22 protein-coding genes and 1 riboswitch are annotated in these 25976 nt (G+C 33.5%); of the genes, 3 read left to right on the top strand and 19 right to left on the bottom strand.

All coding sequences use genetic code 11. The annotated features are described in order from the left end of the window. Positions 1 to 292: 292 nt before the first annotated feature. The 17 genes from ACECE_RS0214510 to ACECE_RS0214415 all read right to left on the bottom strand — a co-directional run bounded on the left by ACECE_RS0214510 (position 293) and on the right by ACECE_RS0214415 (position 21189). Complete coding sequence (locus ACECE_RS0214510) at positions 293 to 736, bottom strand: GreA/GreB family elongation factor (protein WP_010248484.1); 444 nt, start codon at positions 734 to 736, stop codon at positions 293 to 295. A 581-nt stretch (positions 737 to 1317) separates the two neighbouring features. Beyond that, the gene (locus tag ACECE_RS0214505; protein ID WP_010248482.1) at positions 1318 to 2085 is read right to left on the bottom strand and encodes an MEDS domain-containing protein; all 768 of its coding nucleotides are present in this window, start codon (positions 2083 to 2085) and stop codon (positions 1318 to 1320) included. A gap of 222 nt (positions 2086 to 2307) precedes the next feature. Next, positions 2308 to 2835 (bottom strand): hypothetical protein, encoded by a 528-nt coding sequence (locus ACECE_RS0214500; protein ID WP_010248478.1) that lies wholly within the window; start codon positions 2833 to 2835, stop codon positions 2308 to 2310. Between the two features lie 539 nt (positions 2836 to 3374). After that, complete coding sequence (locus ACECE_RS0214490) at positions 3375 to 4235, bottom strand: hypothetical protein (RefSeq protein ID WP_010248474.1); 861 nt, start codon at positions 4233 to 4235, stop codon at positions 3375 to 3377. 29 nt (positions 4236 to 4264) lie between these two features. Then, positions 4265 to 4414, bottom strand: a complete 150-nt coding sequence (locus tag ACECE_RS30220; protein WP_162862549.1) for a hypothetical protein — start codon at positions 4412 to 4414, stop codon at positions 4265 to 4267. Between the two features lie 788 nt (positions 4415 to 5202). Beyond that, positions 5203 to 5649, bottom strand: a complete 447-nt coding sequence (locus tag ACECE_RS0214485; RefSeq protein ID WP_235715952.1) for a DUF5104 domain-containing protein — start codon at positions 5647 to 5649, stop codon at positions 5203 to 5205. Positions 5650 to 6028: 379 nt separating this feature from the next. Further along, positions 6029 to 6886 carry a hypothetical protein gene (locus ACECE_RS0214475; RefSeq protein ID WP_010248472.1) on the bottom strand — a complete coding sequence of 286 codons (858 nt, stop codon included), beginning with the start codon at positions 6884 to 6886 and terminating at the stop codon, positions 6029 to 6031. A gap of 255 nt (positions 6887 to 7141) precedes the next feature. Next, positions 7142 to 8965 carry a glutamine--fructose-6-phosphate transaminase (isomerizing) gene (glmS, locus tag ACECE_RS0214470; RefSeq protein WP_010248471.1) on the bottom strand — a complete coding sequence of 608 codons (1824 nt, stop codon included), beginning with the start codon at positions 8963 to 8965 and terminating at the stop codon, positions 7142 to 7144. Between the two features lie 751 nt (positions 8966 to 9716). Beyond that, a complete protein-coding gene (gene glmM, locus ACECE_RS0214465) occupies positions 9717 to 11066 on the bottom strand; it encodes a phosphoglucosamine mutase (RefSeq protein ID WP_010248469.1) in 1350 nt (449 codons plus the stop codon). 171 nt (positions 11067 to 11237) lie between these two features. Next, positions 11238 to 12821, bottom strand: coding sequence for an NAD(P)/FAD-dependent oxidoreductase (locus ACECE_RS0214460; RefSeq protein ID WP_010248467.1), 1584 nt, complete (start codon positions 12819 to 12821; stop codon positions 11238 to 11240). 14 nt (positions 12822 to 12835) lie between these two features. After that, on the bottom strand, positions 12836 to 14047 hold the full coding sequence (locus ACECE_RS0214455) for a CdaR family protein (protein ID WP_010248466.1): 1212 nt from the start codon (positions 14045 to 14047) through the stop codon (positions 12836 to 12838). After that, complete coding sequence (cdaA, locus tag ACECE_RS0214450; protein ID WP_010248463.1) at positions 14044 to 14919, bottom strand: diadenylate cyclase CdaA; 876 nt, start codon at positions 14917 to 14919, stop codon at positions 14044 to 14046. The genes ACECE_RS0214455 and cdaA overlap by 4 nt, the downstream gene beginning before the upstream one ends. A gap of 181 nt (positions 14920 to 15100) precedes the next feature. After that, a complete protein-coding gene (gene amrS, locus ACECE_RS0214445) occupies positions 15101 to 15970 on the bottom strand; it encodes an AmmeMemoRadiSam system radical SAM enzyme (protein ID WP_010248461.1) in 870 nt (289 codons plus the stop codon). Positions 15971 to 16006: 36 nt separating this feature from the next. Next, positions 16007 to 17407 carry an AmmeMemoRadiSam system protein A gene (amrA, locus tag ACECE_RS0214440; protein ID WP_010248459.1) on the bottom strand — a complete coding sequence of 467 codons (1401 nt, stop codon included), beginning with the start codon at positions 17405 to 17407 and terminating at the stop codon, positions 16007 to 16009. 598 nt (positions 17408 to 18005) lie between these two features. After that, positions 18006 to 18100, top strand: a riboswitch (cyclic di-GMP riboswitch). A 167-nt stretch (positions 18101 to 18267) separates the two neighbouring features. Next, entirely contained in the window at positions 18268 to 19395 is a 1128-nt protein-coding gene (locus ACECE_RS0214425) for a serine hydrolase (protein WP_010248457.1), read from the bottom strand. Between the two features lie 74 nt (positions 19396 to 19469). Then, positions 19470 to 19799, bottom strand: coding sequence for a cyclic-di-AMP receptor (locus ACECE_RS0214420; RefSeq protein WP_010248455.1), 330 nt, complete (start codon positions 19797 to 19799; stop codon positions 19470 to 19472). 139 nt (positions 19800 to 19938) lie between these two features. Then, entirely contained in the window at positions 19939 to 21189 is a 1251-nt protein-coding gene (locus ACECE_RS0214415) for a D-alanyl-D-alanine carboxypeptidase family protein (RefSeq protein WP_010248453.1), read from the bottom strand. Positions 21190 to 21516: 327 nt separating this feature from the next. On the opposite strand from ACECE_RS0214415, the gene ACECE_RS31165 reads away from it, so the two are divergent. Further along, positions 21517 to 21687, top strand: a complete 171-nt coding sequence (locus tag ACECE_RS31165) for a hypothetical protein (RefSeq protein WP_162862548.1) — start codon at positions 21517 to 21519, stop codon at positions 21685 to 21687. A 123-nt stretch (positions 21688 to 21810) separates the two neighbouring features. Here the strand turns inward: ACECE_RS31165 and ACECE_RS0214405 are convergent, their stop codons facing one another. Continuing rightward, a complete protein-coding gene (locus ACECE_RS0214405) occupies positions 21811 to 22425 on the bottom strand; it encodes a PilZ domain-containing protein (protein WP_010248451.1) in 615 nt (204 codons plus the stop codon). A gap of 368 nt (positions 22426 to 22793) precedes the next feature. Between ACECE_RS0214405 and ACECE_RS0214400 the strand changes: the two genes are divergently transcribed. Further along, positions 22794 to 23618 (top strand): RMD1 family protein, encoded by an 825-nt coding sequence (locus tag ACECE_RS0214400; RefSeq protein ID WP_010248449.1) that lies wholly within the window; start codon positions 22794 to 22796, stop codon positions 23616 to 23618. Between the two features lie 13 nt (positions 23619 to 23631). Next, positions 23632 to 24495, top strand: a complete 864-nt coding sequence (locus tag ACECE_RS0214395; RefSeq protein WP_010248446.1) for an RMD1 family protein — start codon at positions 23632 to 23634, stop codon at positions 24493 to 24495. Positions 24496 to 24684: 189 nt separating this feature from the next. Here ACECE_RS0214395 and ACECE_RS0214390 read toward each other — a convergent pair whose 3' ends face one another. Continuing rightward, a complete protein-coding gene (locus ACECE_RS0214390) occupies positions 24685 to 24876 on the bottom strand; it encodes an H-type small acid-soluble spore protein (protein WP_010248445.1) in 192 nt (63 codons plus the stop codon). Positions 24877 to 25976 lie beyond the last annotated feature (1100 nt).

The raw sequence follows: 25976 nt of genomic DNA, 5'->3' as shown, positions 1-25976 counted from the left end.
TCAATAAAATATAGTATTCTCAAGTATATCAGTTCTTTTGCCAAATCAGGTATCTTTTACTATATACTCTAATTCGACATACTACTTGTAAGTATCATTTGATAAGCAACAATCTCTAAAAGATATTTAATTATTTGATACAATACAAAAATTCAATGTTGATGATGTTGATTCTCCTTATTATAACACCTGGCATCAATTAGCTTCTGATATTGTTCAAAAATTATATTATAAAACCCTTTAACAACCATGGAGGTCATTAAAGGGTCTTAATATAAATTATGGTTAGGGTTTATTGTAATTTTATTGATTTAATTCTATATCGGTATACTCCAGACGGTGTATTAACCGAAACAGTTTCACCATCTTTCTTGCATAGCAAAGCTTTTCCCATTGGGGATAGAATAGTAATACAGTTAGTTCCGTAATCGTTAGCTTCAGGAAGAATTAACATGTAATTAAATGTTTCAGTGTTTTCAACGTCTTCAACCTCAATTACACTGTTCAGACACACAAATGGAAAATCATTGCCCGATTTGTCTGAAAATGATACGTTTCTTACAACATCATCCAAAGCACTTATATAATCGTCAATAAGTACCTCAAACTCTACCCTTTGACTGTTATACTCTGGGAAATACAACATGATAATATGCTTTCTCCTTTCTTCAAAATCAACCAAATGAGCAAGTAGATTCTCATAGGCTTGCTGGGTAAGTGTGAGTTTTTTTTGCATGAAATTACCTCCATTCTACAAGTAATTAAATGGTATTTACCTTATTAAAAATGAATGGCACTTTGCCAAAAGGCAAAGCACCATCTATTATATCATACCATAATTGTCGTGCTATGTCAAAACAGTTCAAGTTGATTCCATAGCTGAAACATGAATGTTTTGAAAGGTAGAACTCATTTAGTAGCTTCTCTGTGGCCTCAGTGCACCCTCTCTTTGTTAAACATCGTACCAGATATTCTTTGTGTTTTAAATTTACAACCTTTTCTAAGTATTTAATATTATAGGTATAAGCTTCTTATCTTCCGTATGTATTGCTCTTACATCTTCAAACGTCTTAAAGCTATATCCATAAGAATTTAAGTCTTTAGGAACTCATTCTCATCGATTTTTTCCACCTTAATCCTTTTCTCCTTTCTAATTATTTTAAAATCTTTGTCATTATAATAATGATGAGTTTTATATCATGGTTAAATGTGATTAACTATTAAGGAGTAGAATACAGGAATGATATCTTGTCTATGAGTACAGAATTAATTGGCGCAAAACTAGATTTGCTCATTAATATAGATGTCATTAGGCCTTTATGAGCTTTTCTTCCTAATTGAAGTAAATTTATCCCCCACTTTAGATGAACCTCTGAAAATAACATTGGAGTGTAAATTAACCGACTCTTCTATAATATCTTCTTCAATAAATGTTGATTCATTTATGTAGTCATAATAATCATACAAACATACCCCGGAAACATTAGTTCCTTTAATTGCATCCGAAACTGTTCTGTCAAACTTAAGAAAGTCCAATTTGCATGTTAAACTAATTGCATAAGAACACTGCCCAATAAGTCTTACACTACTAAAGCCTTCTTCTTCAGTCATGCTTTGGATCTCCAGTACTTCATTTCTAAATATATGGAAGTTTTCATTTCCAAAAACCTTCATCACTTTATCAACCGAAAAATATCGGACATACCTAGTTGGAATATTATTTTTTATTAGATATTCTAGTAGTAATTCATACCAATCTGGTTGAAGAAATACATAACATAATTCATTCTTTCCAATTCCTTGCTCAATATATTGCATAAGGCTTACCAACAGGTGCGTCTTACAATAATAAAAGAACATAGAATGCTTCCCTGCTTTACTCCTAATATCTAAAATGTTAATTATCTTACTTGCACTACTGCATTTCATGCATTTAAAAAGCAAGCAATCCAGACTTTGACTATGTTTAATAACATTCCTCTCAAGAAGATTTGAAAAATCCTTTGCAAGATCTTGTTCTAATGAACTTCTAATACTCTCCATATTGTCTCTAATTCTACAAAACTCTTGTATACAATTTGCCAAAATTAGCGCCTCCAATGTGTATTAGTATCAATAAAACATAATTAAGCTTCTATAAACTTTTGAGAAGGTACAGTTCCCTTGTTTATTGCAGTATTTCCCATATTCGGAAACTTTACTGCAGGATGTAATTATTCATACGATTAAAACGGTAAACTTTGGTTATATTTTAACATTTACATATCATTTCCCAAGTCTCAATTTGTTCAAATCTTTAATATTAGTTTATTTAATATAACTAATAGGTATTAGCTTTGACCAGCTTAAATCCTTAAAGAACTTCTTTTCAGTATGCACATAAACAGCACAAGCTTTATCAATCGCAATTAATTCGCTATTATCATCAGATTCAAAATAAATTTTGCACTTATATTTACCAGCCTTGTATGGAATATTAAAACCATATAAGTTTCTTTTATTATTACTAACATCCATATACTGACTTGACAACAATTTATTTATAGCCATTTTCTCTGATTTACCATCTGATCCCAATGATGGTATAGTAAAATCATCACTTAAAACAACCATTCCTCCCAAACTTTCTGCATAAGGAAATAAAATATCATTTCCGTCATCAAATTTTGTTATTTCTAATTCCATTACATATTCTTTTTTTGGTAATTCATTACCATTATTATGCCTAATTTCGCCAGTTATTTCAATATCCCTTTCAGAAGAAGATATTACAAAACTAAATACAATTACAACAACTAATATTATCGCGCAAGCAATCACTAATATTTTTTTCATATAAACCTCAATACTCGCTGCCGCCGGCGACATAATTAGTAATAAAAAACGGTGTGCGGCTTACCGTTTTACAACAATTTATTTGAGCTCATTTATCGTATTAGTATCTATTTTATCAGGCGTAGTTTCTCTTTTCCTTTAGCCATAAAAGTAAATCCATCCTTTCATGTAAATTATACCATAAAAAGGATGGATTATTGCAATCTGTTTTATTATTTGTAACTTTAAAAAACAGATTGGAATTTTTCACACTTGAAACCATTGCAAATACGTTGTATTATTTTACCTTTTTAAAAAAACAGATTGGAATTAAAATTCATAGCAAACTATCTGTTAAAATATGTATTATAAAACAAATCGGAGTAAATATTAACATTATGTATACTTCATTTCTTCTTTTCCCTTATAATCATTATAAAATAAAACATTTTCAATTAGAATATAAGTTTATTTTGGAAGGCAAAAGAAAACCCCGGCTACCATTTTATTGAATCACCGGGTATAAAGATTATTTTGTTATTTTGTACACGGAACAATACCTATTTCCAAATAAATGCTGGTACGGCATGATTGCCTTTAATAAGAAGTGATTTATTATTGTTTACAAAATCAAGCGCATAAATTTCATATTGTGGGTTATGTACTATATCAGTTTTTTGTAAACCATATGCGATATATTTTCCATCTGGGGAAAATTCTAACCTTGTTGTAGGGTCAACCAAGTTTGTTGTACATACCCATTTCTTATTTGTTAATAAATCAACCACAACAATCTCACTATCAGTAGAAACATATGCTATCACATTATTATCTTTTGAATAAACAGGTGAATAACCTCTCCCATAAATCTTCTTCTGCTTTGTTTTTAAATCATATTCAACTACATCACCCCAAGCGTAAAGAAGCTTTCTTCCATCTTTGCTCCAATTATATGAGTTGATCTCATCAAAAAACATGGTTTTCTGTTTTTTTTCTGTATCGAATAGATATAGCTTATTTTCGTTTATATAACTTATTTCTTTTGTATTTGGCACATATTTCACACATTCCATATTTGGTTCATTTTTATCGTAATCCATTATTGGAACAATTTTATTATCAGATAAGTTAAACTCAAAGATTGTGACATTGCTTTCTTCTCTTATTGGTCTTGAACAAAGTAGTTTTTCATTATCTCTACTGATATCAAGTTCGTTTATATAGTCTCCTTTCAAAATTACTTTAAAGCTATTATTTTTAAGTGATAATTTCGATATACCTGTATCTTTGTATGTCGTGGAACAAGTAAGTACTAACTGTTGAGATACATCTGTAGAATTATTTTCTAAATTGCTTTCACATGATGTTAATAAAAATATCAGAATGCCCAAAAATATAATTTTACTAATTGTTTTTTGCATAAAGTAGATTCCTCCTATTCCTCCTAAAACTATTTAAATGGGTTAATGTCATACTTGAATTTATATCCCATAAACGAAATCTCGTCTGTTGTCATTACGATGTTTTCTCCTGTAATAGGATCTGAAGGATGTTCTATACCCAATTCATCTGCAATTGCAATAGTTTGCTCGATAGGCAAAAGAGGATATTGTTCTTGTATATCTTTAACTTTATCAGAAAATTCTGCAATATATAAAAAACTTCATTCAAGGTCTGAAAACAAATCATGTTGTCTATCAATCTTTATTCCTTGAAGCCTAGTTTCTCTTCCCATGGACGGTACATCTTGTATTTTCAACCAAGGGTTATACTCTTTTCCGATTCCTTGCCAACAGCCTTTAGCAATCTTTTTATCTATCTTGTCAAGTGTAGTTTTTCTTTTCCTTTAGCCATAAAAGAAAATCCATCCTTTCATGTAAATTATACCATAAAAAGGATGGATTATTACAATCCGTTTTTCTAAATTCCAGTCTGGTGTAACTTTAAAAAACGGATTGTAATTTTTAGTCTTTGAAACCATTGAAACTTCATCATACAAAAACTAATTTTTTAAAAACCGGTTTGTAATAAAAATATATGATTGGCATTCTGGAAATATATGTTTTATAAAACCGTTTGTAATAATCAACTCCATTATTATGTATACTTTAATCCTGTTGTACAATTTGCAATCAATAACAGACTGTCTGTTGTACACATAGTAGGAAGTAGTAACCTTATTATTTATTATGCCTCGTTACGGTTACATTGTTACGTTTCGCACATCGCACAGGGAATTTCATGGAAAGAGAAAGGCGGTCATCGTGTAGATAACCGTCAAAAAATTATTGTGTAAGCATTAATACCTCATGATATTAATAGGTGTTAATCATTTATTAAATAACCGCCCATTGGCTAAAAGCTGATTGGTGGCTATTTCTATCTTTTTTATTCTTTCGGTTTATAAATACCTGCGCAACGAGTATTTGGGCCACCACCATCGAATTGTGTTTCTTTATCTTCTGCTTTTATGACCTGAAGCATATACACACCTACGTTTTCAGGATGGTCTGTGTCAATTGTGTTATCCAAAAAGAAGAATAAGTACTTCTGTTTATCTGTATTAACATAATACCATGAACTTGATTTTTTGATTCTACTTCCATGATTAATAGATTCATAGGCATTACCATGCACAATTGTTTCCCATGATTCAATGTTTCCTTGGACAAAATCAAACAAATAATCCATACGTCCGTTAAGGTCTTCTGCTTCATTAAGCGCCTGTTCGGAAAAGATCTTCTTTAAAGAATCTTTATCCTTGCTTTTTATAGCTTCAATAATTTGTTCCAACCTAGCATCTGCTTTTCCTTCGTCATTATTTTTGTTTAACATTTGTGCTCTTGATCCCCCTAACGAACATGAACATAAAATTATCATACTTGCTATTAATAGCAAAACCATTATCTTTTTAATCATTAAGAACTCTTCCCTTCTCTAGAACTCAAATTTTGCAGTATTATTTTTCATCAAATACCATCTATTACCTGCACAGTCACTAAAACCGTTCCATGTATTATAAAATGCACTAAACATACTGGTTTTCTCCTTAAAAGCAATTGGTTTCAAATTAAGCCCTTCATTGCAACTTTCCTGACCATGTGTTGTTTAGGCGATGGATCATGGACCATCAATATGAATGTTTCATCAACTCCACCTTCTTTAAGGAGCTATATAACCGCATTTCACCAATACCAACAACTCCTATAAAGGTTTAGAATGTTATAGTCTCATATGTACTAACACGTTTACCATTCTCAATAATTTTAACTTCATAATATACTATAACTTCATTTGTTTTTTCTAATTGCCCTATAGAAAATTGTATTAGTTTTATTGACGTATTTTTATCAAATTCAGATATGTCATTTAAATCAATATTCGATTCTTCTAATTCCCAAGAATGGCCATTCCACCTACCTGTTACTTTTTGATCATCAGAAGAATCAATCGTTCCTTTATAAGTACATATTCCGTAATCAGTGGATATAGTATTATTGGTAAGATCCAACACAATATTATTGATTAACCTTAATCCATTTATATTTTTTATTTCTATTTTGTTCTTATCATCTGTTTCAATACTTATTGTTCCTGTACCTTTTTTTACCATAGTCGTACTTTCAGCGAGTATCTTATACTCTTCAAACTCCTCTTTTGTCATCCCTAAATTAGGGTGATAAGGCATTTCAGCGCCTGGCGCTATAGATTTTGAATATTCTAAAAACCATGATGGATTTGCTTGAGCTCCCGTCTGAAATTTCATAGTAAGTTCATATAATCTTTTTTCCTTTTCTTCTTCTGGAAATCCTAAGGCCATTATATTAACGTTTTTGGAGCCGTCCTGCAAAAGATGTTTAATATAATTTTCGATTTGGCTCTGATTATATATTTCGCAGCACTCTGGTGTACTTAAGGATGTAGGATTTATGTTTTCTGTGTTACTTGCTTTTTCTTTATATTCACGCATATTTTTCACTGAGTATTTACTACAACCTACAAAAACAAAAATTATTATAAATAATAAACCTATTCCTTTTATAAATATCCTCATGTATCCGTATTTTCTCACAAAAAGCATCTCCTCACCTTAAACTCTTCAAAAAATTTACTTGAGTTTTAAAATATATTTACAAATAAATTTTAACCTTTTTAAAGACAAAAATAAACACAAATAAGATGTCTATATTATTTGAGGCGTAGTTTCTTTTTTCCTTTAGCCATAAAAGTAAATCCATCCTTTCATGTGAATTATACCATAAAAAGGATGGATTATTGCAATCTGTTTTTTTAAAGTCACATCTGTTTTTATAAAGTCACAAACTCCCTACTCTACAGTAACACTCTTGGCTAAATTCCTTGGCTTATCAACATCGCAGCCTTTCTGTATCGCCATGTAGTACGCAAACAACTGGAGCGGTGTAACCGCAGCAATCGGAGCAATCAACGAATCAACATCCGGAATAGTCACAACTACATCTGCAACCTTCTCCACCTGCTGGTTACTTTCCTTCGTAATCGCCAGAACTGTTGCACCTCTTGCCTTAACTTCCCTGATATTGCTGATCATCTTATCCATTAGGTTATCCTGGGTCATCGGGCATATAACTAAGGTACCTTCCTCAATAAGTGCAATTGTACCATGCTTTAACTCACCACCAGCATACGCTTCTGAGTGAATATATGAAATCTCCTTGAGTTTAAGTGAACCCTCCATGGAAAGTGCATAATCAAGGCCTCTTCCAATAAAGAATATGCTCTTTGCATTATAATGCTCTGATGCAAACCTCTGGATTACCTCTTTATTTGCCAGAACACTTTCTATAACCTGGGGAATGTTTTTCAAATCTTCTATAAACTTTTTGTAAAACCCTTCCTCAATATGCCCCTTCTTCATTGCAAAATCCATTGCTACCAGATATAATGCAGAAAGCTGCGTGTTGTATGCTTTTGTCGATGCAACAGCTATTTCAGGACCTGCCCAGGTATATAATACGTCATCAGATTCCCTTGAAATGGAGCTTCCTACGACGTTTACAATTGACAATACCCTTGCTCCCTTTTTCTTTGCTTCCCTTAGCGCAAACAACGTATCCAGAGTTTCACCCGATTGGCTAATTATTATAACCAGGTTTTTATTGGTTATAAGTGGATCCCTGTAGCGGAACTCTGATGCAACGTCTACCTCAACAGGAATCCTTGCCAGTTTTTCAATTACATATTTGCCTACAACTCCTGCATGATAGGCTGTACCACATGCAACTATATAAATTTTTTCGATCTTCTCCAAATCTTCTGAAGTTATGTTGATATTGTCAAGAGATATACTTCCATCCTTTATTCTTGGACTTATCGTATCCCTTATAACCTTAGGCTCTTCGAACATTTCCTTCATCATAAAATGCTCATAACCGGATTTCTCTGCTGCACTGACATCCCAGTTTACCTTGAATATCTCTTTCTTAACCTCTGCCCCATGGTTATTGAATACTTTTACGTTATCACTGCTAAGTACAACTACCTCTTTATCTTCAAGTATATATACATCTCTTGTATATTCTAAAATTGCAGGAATATCCGATGCTATGAAGTTTTCATTTTTTCCAAGACCTACAACCAACGGACTGTCCTTCCTTGCTGCTACAAACTTATCATCACAGTCTTTACATATTACACCTAGTGCATAGGAGCCTTCAACTTCGTTAATGGACTCAATAACAGCTTCAACAATATCTCCCTTGTAATGATAGTCTATCAGATGTGCAACTACTTCAGTATCGGTCTCAGAAACAAATTTGTATCCCTCCGACTGAAGAAATTCCTTTAACTCTATATAGTTCTCGATAATGCCGTTATGTACAACGGCAATTTTACCCGAATGACTGATGTGAGGATGTGAGTTCAAATCATTTGGCTCTCCGTGTGTTGCCCATCTCGTATGACCTATGCCTATTAAACCTTTTGGCATATCTTTATTTACTTTCTCTTCCAATATTGCGAGTCTGCCCTTGCTTTTAATAACTTTAAGATCATTATCCTCAAAAATCGCAACACCTGCCGAATCATATCCTCTATATTCAAGCTTTTTCAATCCATTTATCAAAATCGGTGCAGCCATATTGCTGCCTATATATCCAACTATACCACACATTTAGACCTCTCCTTTACATTTTCAATTTTTATAAATATGCGAACACTATTAATAGCCTTGAAATATGTCATGCTAATAGACAGCGCTTTTTAACACAACTAGTCTTTATTTTTCAAGTGTTAAAAATGCACTTTACTGATTTGTGTCTGGCCAAATGAAACACATAATAAACCATACACCACTCGATAATACGTTTATAAATTATTTATTAGAAATTAACAAATTAGACATGCATTCAAGCAAACCAAAAGTTGTAAAAACATGCAACCAAAGAAAGCATATGTAATGTATATTTATTATTACAATGCCTGAAAAATGCTTGAATTGCATAACTTTGAACAGGATTAGTCACTTGGACCCAATTTTGCGCTACAGTTACCTGTAGTTTTTGTTTGGATCCTTTCGATCATGACAGACCGGAAGGTTTCCGCCGAATATTTCGATAACTCATCGGATGAGAATTTCCGATGACCTCCTTCTCCTCGTCCACGTATGTATAAATACGTGCAGGCGCTTTTTTATTCTATACGAAGCGCTATTATATACTACCTCCTTTACTACGCTTGCGTGTATACTATAATTAACCCTGTAGCCTTTCTCTTTCTCACCTCCTTCACAGAGTAATAACATAAGGCTTACGTATCACAAACTGTTCGAGAAAAATAGTACTTCACTTAATACTATTATATAACAACTTCGAGCAATTTGTGATAGTAATTTTACCCTTCTAAACTCTATAGTCCAATATAAATTAACCCAATCTTTCTTCAATAACCTTTGCAAGCTCAATTGCTCTGCTGGTAATATACTCCTGGTCCTTACCTTCAATCATCACTCTGACAAGAGGCTCAGTACCTGATGGTCTGATAAGCACTCTTCCCTCACCTTTAAACTCATCCTCAAGATCCCTGCACATATTGCATACTAAAGGATCATCAAGGTATTTATTCTTATTTTCATTTTTTACCTTTGCATTTTTTAGTACTTGAGGAAGAACTTGCATTACTGAAGATAGTTCAGACAGCTTTTTACCGGTAGTCTTTAATACTTTGAGCAGTTGAACTCCTGTCAGCAGTCCATCTCCTGTAGTATTATGTTCGAGGAAAATAATATGTCCAGACTGCTCACCACCAAGCACATATCCATTGCTCAGCATGTTTTCCAACACATATCTGTCTCCAACTTTTGTCTTTTCTATATTAAGTCCTTGTTTTTTGGCCATAATGTCAAATCCGAGATTGCTCATAACAGTAGCGACTACAGTGTCCTTTTCCAACTTGTTGTTTTTCTTAAGCTCAAGTGCAATAATAGCCATAATCTGGTCACCATCAACCAACGTACCGGTTTCATCAACTGCAAGCATTCTGTCAGCATCACCGTCAAAAGCAAGACCTATATCAGCACCTCTTTCAACCACAAACTTCTGAAGTTCTTCAATATGAGTAGAACCGCACTTGCTATTTATGTTTACACCGTCAGGTTCATTATTTATTACATATACTTCAGCACCAAGTTCAAACAGTGCTATGGGTGCTGCTTCATATGCCGCACCATTGGCGCAGTCAATTGCTACCTTTAAGCCTTTAAGATCACCATTTATGGATTTTTTAACAAAATCAACGTAATCATCTACAGGTGACTCAACCTCACTTTTTCTGCCTACTTTTCCTCCTGTCGGCATGGTTATTTCTTCTGCCCCATCTAAAATAATTGCTTCAATTCTATCTTCTAAAGCATCCGAAAGCTTGTAGCCCTTGTTATTAAAGAACTTTATTCCGTTAAATTCGAAAGGATTGTGTGATGCTGAAATAACAACACCCGCATCCGCATTATACAGCCTGGTAAGGTAAGCTACTGCAGGCGTTGGGATTATTCCAAGAGATACAACCTCAGCTCCAACAGAGCATAATCCTGCTGTAAGAGCAGCTTCCAGCATATCCCCTGATATTCTTGTATCCATACCCACTAAAATCTTTGGAGTATGTTTTGTTTCAGCAGTTAAAACATACGCTCCAGCCTGCCCCAATTTATATGCAAGTTCACCGGTTAATTCACGGTTCGCAATTCCTCTAACTCCATCTGTTCCAAATAATCGACCCAAATTACTCATCCTCCTACAATTTATGTACCTTTTTGTCAATACATATATTCGATAAACATAGACAATTTCTGACGTATTACATTATAAACTAAATACATTTAATAAAACAAGTGACTAAAATATCATTTTCATATTTAGAGTATTAAAATGCAGTTATATCTTATTCCAAGCCTACACTGAATATGTCTTAATTATTTGTTCTGCCACCCTGATTCCGTCAACAGCTGCACTTACTATTCCTCCAGCATACCCTGCACCTTCACCGGTCGGATACAATCCACTCACCCTTGTGGCCTCAAGAGTATCAGTCCGTGGAATTCTCACAGGTGACGAGGTTCTTGTTTCAACACCGGTAAGCAGTGCATCCTTGCTCCCAAAGCCTTTGAGCCTGTCATCAAAGTATTTGATTGATTCCTTCATAGGAGCTGTTACAAAACCCGGAAGGCATGTATTTATATCTGCATTTCTTGTCTCTCCTGTATAACTTGGACAAACAGCTCCAAATTTGCTGGAAACCCTTCCGTCAATAAAATCTTCAAGTCTTTGAACAGGCGCTGCATTAGAACTTCCTCCAGCACCAAAAGCCAATCTTTCCCACATTCTCTGAAATTCAATACCTGCCAGCGGGTGGCTGCCTCCAAAATCCCCAGGTCCTACTGAAACTACAAGCGCACTATTTGCATTTTTCCTGTCCCTGGCGAACTCACTCATACCATTTGTTACTATCATATTCGGCTCGGATGCAGATGCTACTACTATTCCTCCGGGACACATGCAAAATGAATAAACTGTCCTGTCGGAAGTTTTGTAAAAAAGCTGATAATCAGCAGCACCAAGCCTGGGATGGATTGAAGCCTCGCCATATTGAGCTTTGTTTATTAGCTCTTGAGGGTGTTCAATTCTTACCCCAACTGAAAAAGGTTTTTGTACAAACTCTATCCCGCTTTCAAAAAGACTACTGTATGTATCCCTTGCACTGTGACCTGTTGCAAGAATCACAACTTCAGTGTCAATGTTCTCACTGTTATTAACCACAACACCAGTAACTTTACCAGCTTTAACACAAACAGAAGTGACCTTTGAGTTGAATCTGACTTCTCCTCCCAAGTCAATTATCCTTTTTCTCATATTTACAACTACTTTTTTAAGCACATCAGTACCTATATGGGGCTTCGCTTTGTATAGAATCTCCTCTTGTGCGCCGGATGCATAAAACTCTTGAAGCACCTTTGTGCACCTTCTGTCATTAATCCTTGTAGTAAGCTTGCCGTCAGAAAACGTTCCCGCACCGCCTTCTCCAAACTGCACATTAGTCTCAGGATTGAGTTCTCCGCCTTTCCAGAAGCTGTTAACTATTTCAGTCCTTTTCTCAACGCATTCACCGCGTTCAAGCACCAAAGGCTTGTAGCCATTCTGTGAAAGAATAAGCGCTGCAAAAAGGCCTGCAGGTCCCGTTCCTATTACTACAGGTCTTAAGCTAAGTTTTTTATCTCCATGAGTTAAAGGCTCCTCTAAATTGTCCTCAAGAACCCTAATATCATTATTATCTGCTATTTTTAAATTTCTTGCTGTTTCAACCATAACAGAATATATCAGGTTTATATCTGGCTTTTTTCTGGCATCAATAGATTCCTTTACAATCTTGAAATCTATAAAGTCCTTAGAATCTACCTTTAGTTTTTTTGAGGCAATACGCTTCAAAGCGTTTATGTCATCATCTAAAGACAACTTTATATTGTGTATAATCAGCTTCATTTAAAAACCTCTATTTATTCTTCATTCTTCTCAATAACCAGTTCCAATTCTACATTTTCAGAAAGCTGAACAGTACCTGGCAATACTACTTTTAGCGATCTTTTAAATGTTCCTTCTCCAAGACCTCTTACATCAATTGATGGTTTTAATCCGCTCTCTATTATCTTATCCAGTTCCTCACTTGTGCCTTTAATGTTTATATTAATATCTGTATTCATTATTTTGTAAGTTAATGAACCATCAATCAATTCATTCTCCAATATTATGTCTTCTGGTGTAAATTTAAAGTTCTTAACCGCAAGCGGCTCTATTACTATACTCACATTTACAGTCTTCTGCGTATTTACAAGGCTTACGCCATTAGGTACAACTATATTTGCAGTCTTGATTGTGCTTTCACTAAGATTCTCAATATCTATAGGTTCAGTTTTGAGGTTGTCAATCTGATCAAGAACATCAGAAGCACCTGATATCAATGCTTTATCCTGAACTACTTTGTGAACACCATCAACAAAGTCCTTAGCTGGCCTTCCTTTTACGACAGGTATAACAGGAACTTCCTTTGCAACTTCAACTTTGACTTCTACACCAAACTTATTGTCAAACTGTGGCATTTCTTTGCCTTCCTTATCATAAACCTTGCACATCAGGTTTAATACGCTATCATCCTTAATATCTGTAATATCCACAAAAGCTTTTACCTGACCAATAGAATTTATAACAGAATCAGTAGCCTCAATTGATACAGTCTGGGGTGAAACACCTACACCAACTACCTTATACTTTTCTTTAGCCTCACCTGTAGTCACGATTTCAACAGGATAAGGGTTTTCACCTATCTTTTCAAGCTCAAAGTTTACTACCCTTGGTGTAACACTTTCAAATGAAACACCAGCTGGGATGCCATAAACCTCTACATACAAAAATTTAGTAGTCACATCACTAACCTTAGATAAATCTACAACTGCCTCTGTCTCCGCAGAATTAACACGGCTTATTTTATCTTTTCTCCCCCTTAAACTTATTGTAACGTTTTTAGGAAAATTTGCATTTTTTATAACAATATTTTTTCCCTTGAGAACAGCCTCATTCTCAACCCTTAGTGAAATATTCATGTCAGTAGAAATAGTAGGGTTTGTGCTGTCCAAGACAAAAAACCAGAGAAATATTGCAAACAGAACCGATATAATTTTTACAGTTGAATCTCTCTTTAACAAATCGCTCATTTCGTCTTCACCTTCCACAGACCCAGCTTTTTATTTGGAGCACCTTTTTCCAAAAGGTTTTTGCTTAGGGCCTTTCTAAGCGTGTCTGATGTAAGGTTCCTAGTCAGTCCTCCATTTAAGGCAACAGATATCTTTCCTGATTCCTCTGAAGCTACTACAACTATAGCATCTGAAACCTCACTGATTCCTAAAGCAGCTCTGTGTCTTGTACCAAGCTCCTTGCTTAAGTTAGGGTTTTCTGTCAGTGGCAAAAAACATGCTGCGGCCTTGATTTTATCACCTCTGATAACAACAGCTCCATCATGCAGTGGAGTGTTTGGCGTAAAAATATTAATCAACAGTTCAGAGGTAATATTTGAATCTATCTGAATTCCTGAATTTATTATCTCACCTATTTTTGTTTCTCTCTCAATTACAATCAAAGCACCTGTAAAGGTCTTTGACATTTCAAAAACAGCCTTGATTATCTCCTCAATATCGGATTTGACCTTAATAGTATAGCCCTCATCCTCAAAGTTGAAGAAATTTTTAAATCTGCTCCTTCCAATCTGTTCAAGACCTCTTCTGAGCTCCGGCTGGAATAGCACTACCAAAGCTATCGCCAAGTATTGGATTATCATTTTAAGTATAAAGGAAATAGTTCTAAGCCCTAAGACCTCACTAAGCTTGGAAGCAATCAATATAAATAAAATACCTTTTATCAGCTGCCATGCCCTTGTTTCCCTAACAAGCTTTGTCATCTTGTATATGACATAAGATACAATACTTATATCAACAATAGTTTTTACAATATCCCAAGGTCCTTTAATACTCAAATTATCGGATAGAAAACTTATAATTCCCCAAAAATTAATGTTATCTATAAAATCCATCGAAAACCCCACGTTCTTAAAGTTAATCATCAGTATAAAACATTATACCTTATATATCACAAAAAAACTTTACAATAAGTGCGCCAAATAAAAAGGCACCTGTATAACTCACTATTTTAACACTAATGCCTTCATACGTTAATAGACTTTTTAATAATTTAATGAAATATTAATATTATTATTACCAAACGTTGCCAAGGTAAACATATTCAAGGTACTTAAGCGCTTCTTCCCTGCACTTCACAAGTGTTTCCTTTGGCGTAGGAGGTATATGTTGCATATTATAGTTTGGGAAATATCTTGATAAATGCAACGGTATTTTAGGTGACAGAGAAGAGATCCACTTTGACATATCTGAAATTTCAGTTAACGCATCGTTAAGTGTCGGAATTACAAGAGTTGTAATCTCAACATGACAGCGATCGTATACCAACTCAACAGTTTCTTTAACATTGTCAAGGGTTCCCTTACAAATCTCATTATAGAATGATGCAGTGTATGCCTTTACATCTATATTCATTGCATCAATAAACGGTAATAGATCATTCATTGCTTCCTTTCCTATGAATCCGTTTGTAACCAGAACATTAGATAGCCCGGCTTCCTTTGCAAGCTTTGAAGTGGCATATACAAATTCGTACCATATTGATGGTTCGTTATAGGTGTATGCAATTCCTATATTACCGTCATGCTCAAGCTCCCTTGCCTTTGCAACAAGACTTTCGGGAGTCATCATATAAGTATCTGGATGCTCATGGGCAATTGACCAATTCTGGCAGAAAGAACATTTAAGATTGCACCCAAACGTACCTGCCGACAATATCATAGAACCCGGCTTAAATTGATACAACGGCTTCTTTTCAATCGGGTCAAGTGCAATAGAAGTTATCTTACCATAGTTAAGCGAATAAAGATCTCCTTCAATATTTTTACGTGCCCTGCAAGCCCCAAGTTTTCCAGGATTAATCACACAGTTATGAGGACAGAGATAGCAGTGCACCTTTAAATCCTCAATTTTTTTATAGTACATTGCCATTTTTGCTGCGTCCATTTTATCTCCCACGTCTTTCAATATGTGCTTAACAATTTATACATTATAGGCGCTATGCCTTATCACTTCAAACCTCTGCATTGAATACTCTTCATTTTTCCTTATTCCGGCTTTCTGAAGTGCTATATCTACCTGCTCCTCTGGTGTATTTACACCTTCAAGATTCGGTAACAGCAATCCCGAACGATATCCTGATCTTACAATTACTCCGTATTTTATAACATCCAACTCATGCATGGAGTTGATTGGTTCAGGCTTCATCAGTACATCTACAGAGTAAACTAAACTCTCAAGTTCACTTGATTCTACAGGAAAAAATCGTGGATCTTCTGTTCCGCTGCTGATCGCATTATATATAATTTCTCCGGCAATATTTTCTCTTGTTGGAACTATTGTCCCAATACATCCACGCAGCTGGCCATCTTTCTTGATTGATACAAAAACTCCAGCCCTGTCCGTCTTCATTTCTTTAGGAAGTCCGTCAGGTATTTCAATCATCTTACCTTCTCTTACAAATGACTCAAGAGAGGATCTGGCAAGGGCAACATATTCATCCTCATTCTTACGAATTTCTTCAATCCTTTTATCCATAACTTTTCTATTGTTATCCTCTCTACCAACACCAATCTTTGCTATACAATACCCAACACCAAATGGGCCTTCATAAGAGTATACCTCTGGCTTAATTTCATATCCATCCAAAGCTCCATACATAATCACAAAGGATCTAAGACCACACTGTGCTGCGCTTTCACAAAATTCCTCGTCAATGCCAAGAAGCTTTTGAACATTGCTTTCTCTGATGCTGTCTACCACCATTTCATCAAACTTACTGCCATGTTCACTATATCCATAGGGACCTTCATGGGTCAGCTTGTGCGAGAGGTCGCCGCTTGCAACAAAAACAACATCTTCATCTGAATCTTCAACTGCCTTCTTTATACACATTCCAAATCTATAGAGTTCTTCCATGCTAAGGTAAGATATTGAAATGTGTACAAGTTTAAAATTGCTGTATTCCTTTGTGATAAAGTACAAAGGAACCAAAGCACCATGGTCAAGCTCATTTTCCAAACCATATCTTGCAGCTGTCGCCCTGTCTATTCCTCCAGCACTTAAACCCTCATTTCCAGCATAGGAAATAATTTGTTTTACCAGACTCAAATTGTTTTCAAAACTTAAGCCCACATCTTTTCTTCCGAACTTTCCAAAGTTGCCCTTAAGAACCTTATCATCCGAAACAAAAACATAATCTTCAAATACTGGTGCATGAGGTGTTGTCACAATAATAGTAGTTGGCTTTTGGCTTTTTATTTCTTTTGACGCTTTTATTGCTGCATTTATAGTGTTTATGGCATCATTCTCTTCACCTTTTCCAACTTCAGGAACAATTATCGGTGGATGAGGAAAAATATATGTGCTCACAATTTTTCCCAAATAATCACTACCTTCCCCAAAATGCTGAAAATGTTATCAATCCAACTGATGTAATAAAAAGCAAAATAGCTGTTGTTAATGCAATAATACGCACTGTTTTAGGTTTCATTTGTATTCTCACTTCCTTATTTATTTTCTTTAAGACACATACTAATTATACATTTTTTATCTCTATTCTATAATAAAAAATGCATATTGAAAAACATATTTTATTTTGATGACAATAAAAATAATTATTTTTCTCTTCTTGAAGGATTTCTAAAAAAAATGTAGAAATATTATATATAAGATAAATGAACGTCGTCTTCAATTTAATATCCTACATCTCTACAAAAAACACTAGTATGGAACGTATCTCCCCTGTTGCATAGTAGTGTTTTTCTCGTTCTTTGAGAGTAATTCTTATTTTTACTTTATGCGAAAAATGGTGAAAATCAACGAAATATATAACCATTTTAATCATAACCTAATTCAATAGACTAAAAAGCTGTAATATATTCAAAAAACGAAATGTACAGTAATTTTTTACTATGTTATAATAATATTGTACATTATACTCCCCTTTATATTTGGGTATAAGGAGATATAAATAGTGACTTATGAAACAGGGCAAAGTTGTCGAAAGGCAATGACGCAAAGCCTTGGGTCTAAAGCTGAGACGAAAGTCAAAGCTAAGATAGCCGGGTTGCCATTAAAAGTTCTGTTTATACTCTGAATATCACGTTCGAGGAAATAGGTCCTAAATATTTCCTTATACCAATTTTATTTTAGCCGGAGTATATGGTAACTAAAAAAATTACAGCAATAATAAAGTCCCCTGCAAAAGAGGACTTTTTATTTTGTCAAAATACTATTGTTTATTATCTATCCTTTACTACATCGTAAACCTTCTTGGAAATCTCTGCAATAACGTTACACGCTTCTTCCTCGCTAACTATACCTTTAGACATAACAGTAAGCACATAAGGCTTATCGGTATAAATAATTCCCACATCATGCACAGCTTCGATCTGATTGCCAACTTTATGTGCAACTTTCACTTCTTTAGGTAATAGCTTTGGCAGCCTATCATTAAACACCGTGTTACATAAGTTATGCTTAAACTCTTCACCTAATTCACCATTACTATTACAAAATTCATATACGTCTTTCATATAAATTGCCATGTCTTTTGGGCAGGACACATTCTTATTGTCTTTTACAACGGTTCCTCCAAGGGACCTCATATAGTTCTTAAGATTTTTTCTTCCAAAATGTCTTAATAGCATATTTGTTGCTATATTGTCGCTGTGTGTAATAGATAACTCCATCAAATATTTTATAGTAAAAGATTTTCCAGCCAGTTTCTTATTTTGAAGAATACCTGTGCCACCCTCAAAGTCGCCCTCAGTATAAGTTAAAGTTTTTTTAGGGTCAACCTCTCCCGCAGCTATCTTTTTATATACGAAATAGTTAAGAGGCACCTTTACTGTACTTGCAGCTATATATTCATTTGTATCATTTATTCCAAACTCATAATTATTCTCAAGATCAATATAATGTATCCCATACTGGCCTGCAAATTTAGATATATATTGTCCAAGATCGCTCTTTAGTTTATCATAATTTACTTTTCCCTGAGCACTACTACTTACCTCCAAACTGTTTTCCCCTTTTGCATCATTTTCAGCCGAATTTGCTGGAGAAGCATTTACATTGTCTCCGTTAGTTTCTTCTGGAGTAGTTGAAACACTTGATGCCACACCTACACTAGCAGGAAAAGCTGTCGGAGTAGACTCAACTGCAGCTGTAATCTGAATAGTACTTTGTGCAGGCTCTTTATCAGAAAATACTGGATCCTCCCCGTCATGCCCCAAAGCATTATTGATAACAAAATATGTCATAATGCTGATTAGTAAAAAACATAGAACTATAAAAAATCTTTTCCTTTTTTGTTTTCTTCTCTTTTGTATCCTTTCCTTAATGGAAAGCTTCCTATCAAAGCCCATATACACCTCTACACTTACTGGTATAATTACACCAAATTACTCGCTATCATATAATTATTACAGAAAATATTAATTTATACTTTTTCAAATCTTTCTACATCAACAATAAAAATTGTCGCACCACCTACAACAACTTCAACCGCATTACTCAAAAAAACACTTCCTACATCGATGGGTGCAATAGGTGAGTTAATAACCTGTTTTCTACTTTTGGATTTGCTCTTAATGATCTCTATAACCTGATCAACTTTGTCTTGATCTACCCCTACAAGTAGAGTCGTATTACCCGCCTTCAAAAAACCACCTGTTGAGCATAGCTTCGTAACACTAAATCCATTGCTATTTAGTTCTTTCATGACTTTATTCCCGTCTTCATCATGTACTATAGCAAAAACAAGTTTCATTATATGCCTCCACATTTATTTCTTGTAATATTGAATATAATACACTTACAAAAAATATTTCTGTAAATATTTCTGTCTTAATAATTTTACATCTTGGCGCTGTCTTTTTCAATAGATTTCCAAGTTTTATATAAACCACCTATATTTTTGATCTTGATAATACTTTTGTTAAAGCATTTTTTAACCCCTTGAATATTTTTACTAAAACAAGAATAACTTCTATTCCAACCAAAATAAACAGCAAAATTGTAATATCTCTATATTCAATCATATATTTAACCATAGAAGAGAACATGTCTACAGACGAATAAACATTAGCTGCAGGATACAAATCTATACCAATTTCGGTATTATCCTTAAGTATATACTTCATAGTTCCTGCAACCTCAGTTTTGAGGACAGGTAGTTCGATACCCTCTTTAAGCTTTAGATCAATGGCCTTTATATAGTCTTCTCCTATCGGAAAAGTATAATAGACATCTATAGGACTAATCAAGTCTATAGGTTTATCTCCTACAGATATGCTTTTCAATGTTTGATCCTTTTTAACCAGAACACCTGTCTTATAATTGTTAAATCCATAGTCAAGCAGTTTTGTTGAATCGTCATATACACTCTTCTCCGGAGAATCCAATACAATACTTATAACTCTCAAATTATCTCTTGTAGCCGTAGTTATAGCGGTTTGACGCTCCACTTCATTGTATCCTGTTTTACCACCGTCAATACCATTATAACTCCAGAAAAGATTATTGCTGTTTGTGATAACCTCTACCTTTCCCTGATTGGTCCATAACTTAGCCTGAGAAGAAAACATATGCTCAAAGTATGGATTTGATAATGCAAACCTGGTTAAGACAGCAAGATCATAAGCAGTAGTATATTGTGCTTCATCATACAATCCAGTAGGATTTGTAAAATTGGTATCTGTCATTTTAAGTTCACGGGCTTTATCATTCATAATATTTACAAATGACTGAAAATCTCCCCCAACATACTCAGCCAGAGCTGTTGCCGAATCATTTGCAGACGTAAGTATTACAGTGTAGACCAAATCCTGAATAGAATATTTTCCTCCCACTTCTAAATTCAGTATAGACCCTTGGGCTGCTGCGGCATTTTTACTAATAGTTACGGGTGTATCAATCTTTGAACCAACTTTCTCCAATGCCAACAGAGCTGTCATCATTTTATTTGCACTTGATATATGAAGCCTGCTTTTAGACTCCTTTTCAAATAATACCTGTCCCCTTTTAGATTCAACAAGTATTGCGGATACACCCTTAATTTCGGGTGCTTCACTCACAGCAAATACCGAAATCCCATTAATTAAAACTATTATGATCAATACTAAAAAACACTGTACCTTAATTAGAATTCTATTCGCCATAGCAAACCTCATCCAGTTATACCAATATTATCAAAAGATTGCAACAATGATATTTGAACTTTTTTGTAATTATTTTACCTAAAAACAGATTTCATGCATAAACAACAAAATATCGTCTCTAATTCCGAGATTTATTGCCATTAAACAATTTCATTATAACAAACCAATTTAAAATATTCACTAGATATCATTAATTATTATAGTATTTTAATTAAACCTTTACAACTCCGTCATTTATAAAATTTCCTAAGTAAACCAACTTTATTTTTTGTATTTCTTTTAAATAAACAGGAAAACTATTAACAATAAAAATAGGAGGTGATTTTTATGTCCAGTAAAAAAGATGTTGCTAAAAATAAGAACACCAAGCCATCTATTGAAAACCCATCAGGCCTGTATGAGTTTGCCAACGATCAACTTGGGGAAAACAGGGATCCAGCATTTAAAGATTTAGGCGCTAAGGCAAACAACAAGAATATGCCTGGCAAAAAGAAATAGTAGGTAATTAATGCACATACCTAAAAGTAAGAAACAAACAAGAAAAGAGATTCTGACAAAAACCCCTTTCTTGTTTGTTTCCTTTTGGAACAATTACATAATTTATATATTATATATTCACTTTTACTCTTTCAAAAGCATTATAGCCTTCTCCTGTTCATTTTTCAAAATATTCATGTAAAGCTTTAGTGAATTCTTTGTATTAAAATCCTGGTAAATTATCTTTATACCATACTGAAAATTACCAGAGATCTTTTCCTTCCATATTACACTTCCTGACAGCCTTAAAATCCGCTTATCTATATATATATCAAAATCTATCGTATCCTCTTCAAAAAACTCATTTCTCGATACCATAGCCAGCCCATCCAAACTTATATTACTGATACATGCAATTTTTCTGTTCCCATCCTCATGCGTTCTTATATCTGCATATAGAGATACTGGAAATCTCTCAAAAATCCTTTTCTCCTTAACAAATTCTATATTATCAACTTTTAGTGCTATACTACTGTCTTTAACATTGATAATCCTAATAGAACATTCTGCCGCATATATTTCCAAACCAGCCCGAAACCCTAAAACTACTGGATCATTTTCAAATAGATTGTAAATAGAAAACTTTTTTGGAAGATTCAATAAAACTTCATTCTCTACCACATCAAGAACTATGCTCTGAAAAGAAGTATCTTCTGAATAATGCGCTACTGATACAATATCACCTGGTTTTAACTCCATACTGTACCTCCATTTTGTAGTTTTTGTTTGAGGAATTTGCAAAGCAAATGTCCTAAAGTCGAAATGAAATATATGCCTTTTTATTATAAATTGAACTCTAAATATATTTCTATACGAGCATCAAAAATTCCTTCTTTTACTATTCATCTTAAAAAGTTTTTAGAAAACTTAAAAATGTAATAAAATAATTACTTTTTAGATAAGCTATGATAGAATAGAAGCGTAGATATACAAAATAATCTATAAAATTGTATTTATAAAAGTTGTAAAAAACTTTTCAAGAAGAATATTATTTCTTAACTTTAATATCCTTGTAAAATAACAATAATATAATTATAATTCTATACCCTGAAAGCTGGTGAATATTTTTGAACAGAATAGTATTTAAAGCCTATGCGATAACAAACGAAATTGAACTAAACAAAATCGCTGATCAATGCCATATTCCTAAGAAATACACATGGGAAGAGCCACTTGTACTCTTCGGGGGTATACTAAGCTCAATTCTGGGAAGATCTTTAGAAGATGGACAGAAAGTAATGGTGTTTTCCTTCGGAAGCATTGTATTTATTAACTGCACAACTAGCGACGAGTTGTCCTTCATGGAGTATTTAAAACGCAATAAAGCGGATATTGATATAAAAGGTTATGAAAAATACAGCGATGACTATGAATTAGAAGTCCGTGCCAATTCAAAAATCGAGCTTACAGATAAATATGTTCTGGTACCAAAGTTCGAAGAATTTTACCCCGAACTTATTTCAACAGTCATAGCAAAATCTGTTGCCTTGGAAAAAACTGAAGAGCAACTCGGCAAAATCGTCGATAAACTTGAAACAATGATTGACAAATTGGAAAAAGGGAAGCTAAATGTGGGTAATAAAGAAATCGCAAATACTACTTCAAAAATTGTCAGGCATGAGTATAATACATTGGCATATATAATGATTCTAGATAAGCCAGATATAACTTGGGGAAGTATTCAGGCAGAAGAATTCTACAACCAGATGGCAGAGTTCTTCGAGTTGAATGATCGTTATATAATACTTAAGGAAAAAACGAATATTTTAAATAGCCTTATCGAAGGTTTTTCCTCTATTTCTCATTCCATAAGAGGCTTGTTTGTAGAATGGGTTATAGTTTTATTGATCGTTATAGAGATTGTTCTTATGGTTTTAGACTTAATAAAGTAGAGGGTTATATAAAATGGAAAGCATAAAGATTAAAAGCGTTAAGGTTGCACCTGTTCTTCCATTGGATAAAATCGTAGAGCTTCTTGGCACTCCCATGAAATTCAGATGGGATGAATATATTACTTTAAGTGGAAACGAACTGGATTTGGTCTTAAAATACAATACCGAAAACAAACATGTCTATATATTTAAATATGGATGTATTTCCTTTGCCAATTTTGAAGATGATGAAATCTATACTTTTATTAAGTACATTGAATCTTTTGGCAGTAAGATTAACTACTCTTTATTGTATAAATACTATGAAATCCACTATATAAAAGTTCTTCCAAACCAAAAAATCAACCTCTGGCAAAACAGCAATGTTGAATATGATTATAGCGATACTCTTATACATGTCACTTCGATAATTCTTGCAAAGTCTACAGAGCTCTCCAGTTTTGAATCGGACTTAAACATGCTTCTGGATGATGCCGAAAAGTTCATTACATATTTGCAAAAAGGCCGTCTTGGATTTTACAGAAAGAAATCCTCTGTTTTGATTTCCAAAATGCTGCGCTTTGAATATGACAGTATCCATAGTATTAGAATTCTGGATAGGCCAGGCTTTGTGGAGCAAACTTCAGAACTTAGGGATATATATGATATTATTTCAAAGTATTACGAACTAGATGAACGCTTAAGTGTTGTAAATGGCAAAATAGATAGTCTGCATGATTTATTGGATCTCTACTCAAATTTAAGCTTTAAACAAACAGAAAACAGGCTCATATTATTTGAAATATTTTTATTGGCTCTTTTTCCCGTATTTCATTTATTTGAGCATATATTAGAAACCGGAACTTCACTTGGTTTTCTCACAAATTTATTAAAATAACAGTTTAAAAAAGGAGCTGATACCAAACTAACTAATTCAGCTAGTTTGGTATCAGCTCACTACCTAATTATCATATTTTAAGTGATGCTAAAATTCACTTAATTAAGGGTTTAATTCATGCGTTATTAATAATAAAGCATAAAACATTTATTATCAATATAATATTTCTGCCTCTATTAGTATTGTTTTCTATATATTGTGCGGCAAATCTTTTTCTACAAGCATATATGCAGGAACATCCTTTTTATCATTCGTTTGGATATTAGATACCTGAACAGTATTATTATCCAAAACATTTTCTATCCAAACCGGAGATCCCTGATATAAAACTTCTATAACTCCATTTGATTCCATTATCTTTTTAGCCCTATTACTATCCATATTAATATCATCTCCAAACAATTTTTATTATTATAACCAGTTTGTCTTGTACTTATGAGCAAAACATGCCTCCTATCAACATTTTATGTCACCTTAATATTTTATTGTATAAAAAGAATTTTATTATCTTCAATTCGATTTTTTTCTGCTGTATAATAAAAACATAAGGCAAACATAAATGCTCTTACACTTTATTTAAAAAGTATCTTATTTCTTATCTTTGTTAACTTATAATATAAACATAAATCAAATTTTATCGGAAGGAGGCGTCAGAAAGTTAATTAACTTTCTTCACAAAATTCTGATCATAGGTTTTGACACAAGTTTATGTCTATTAATTCTTTAGTCTAATTCTTTGTTATTTGCTTTAGGGGAGATTTTTATGAATAATAAAAATAGAATTTTTTACGAATCGGGGAGAATTTTAAGGTCTTAGGGGAGATAAAGTACTTTAGAGAGATAATTTTAGTTTTAGATTATAAAATTTAGAAATTTAGATTTTAATACATATAAAATAAATGTAAAGACTAGAGACTAATAGATTTAGAGATTTTAACCAGAACTATAGAAATTATAGAATTATAATTTTAGAGATTTTTGATTTCATTTTGTGATTGTGCGCTTCTAAGATAAAAATAGCGCAATCTATTTATTGGGAGGTAAAATACTTAAAAATATCAAGTCTAGGTTAGTATTTGGTTTGATTATTGGAACAGCTATAGCTACACAGCTTATAACTGTTTGCCAAGCATCTTGGTACAGATTTAGATAATTAAAAATATTTAAAACATTATGTCTTAAGCACCCTTACAGGGTGCTCTTTTATTTAGCCTCTTGGAGTAAAATGAAAGAGGCAAAGCAAATATTTATATAACCATTCTTTCCCTTTCAATCTTTTATCAATGGTGAGATAATTAACTTAGCCGGCTAAATCCTCATGAAAGGAGATGGTTAATTTGAAAAGTATAGGGTGGTTTAACACCTAGAAAAAACTTGTACGTGAAGGTTACGGCCTTCACGTACAGGCAAATTCATACAAATCAAACTCAGTTTGACATACATTTTCCATTGTAATATAATAATTGTATGTATCTAAATTC

Source organism: Acetivibrio cellulolyticus CD2, assembly GCF_000179595.2.
GTDB lineage: Bacteria > Bacillota > Clostridia > Acetivibrionales > Acetivibrionaceae > Acetivibrio > Acetivibrio cellulolyticus.
Note: the sequence above shows the minus strand (reverse complement) of the source record. Positions and strands in the feature narration are given on the sequence as shown.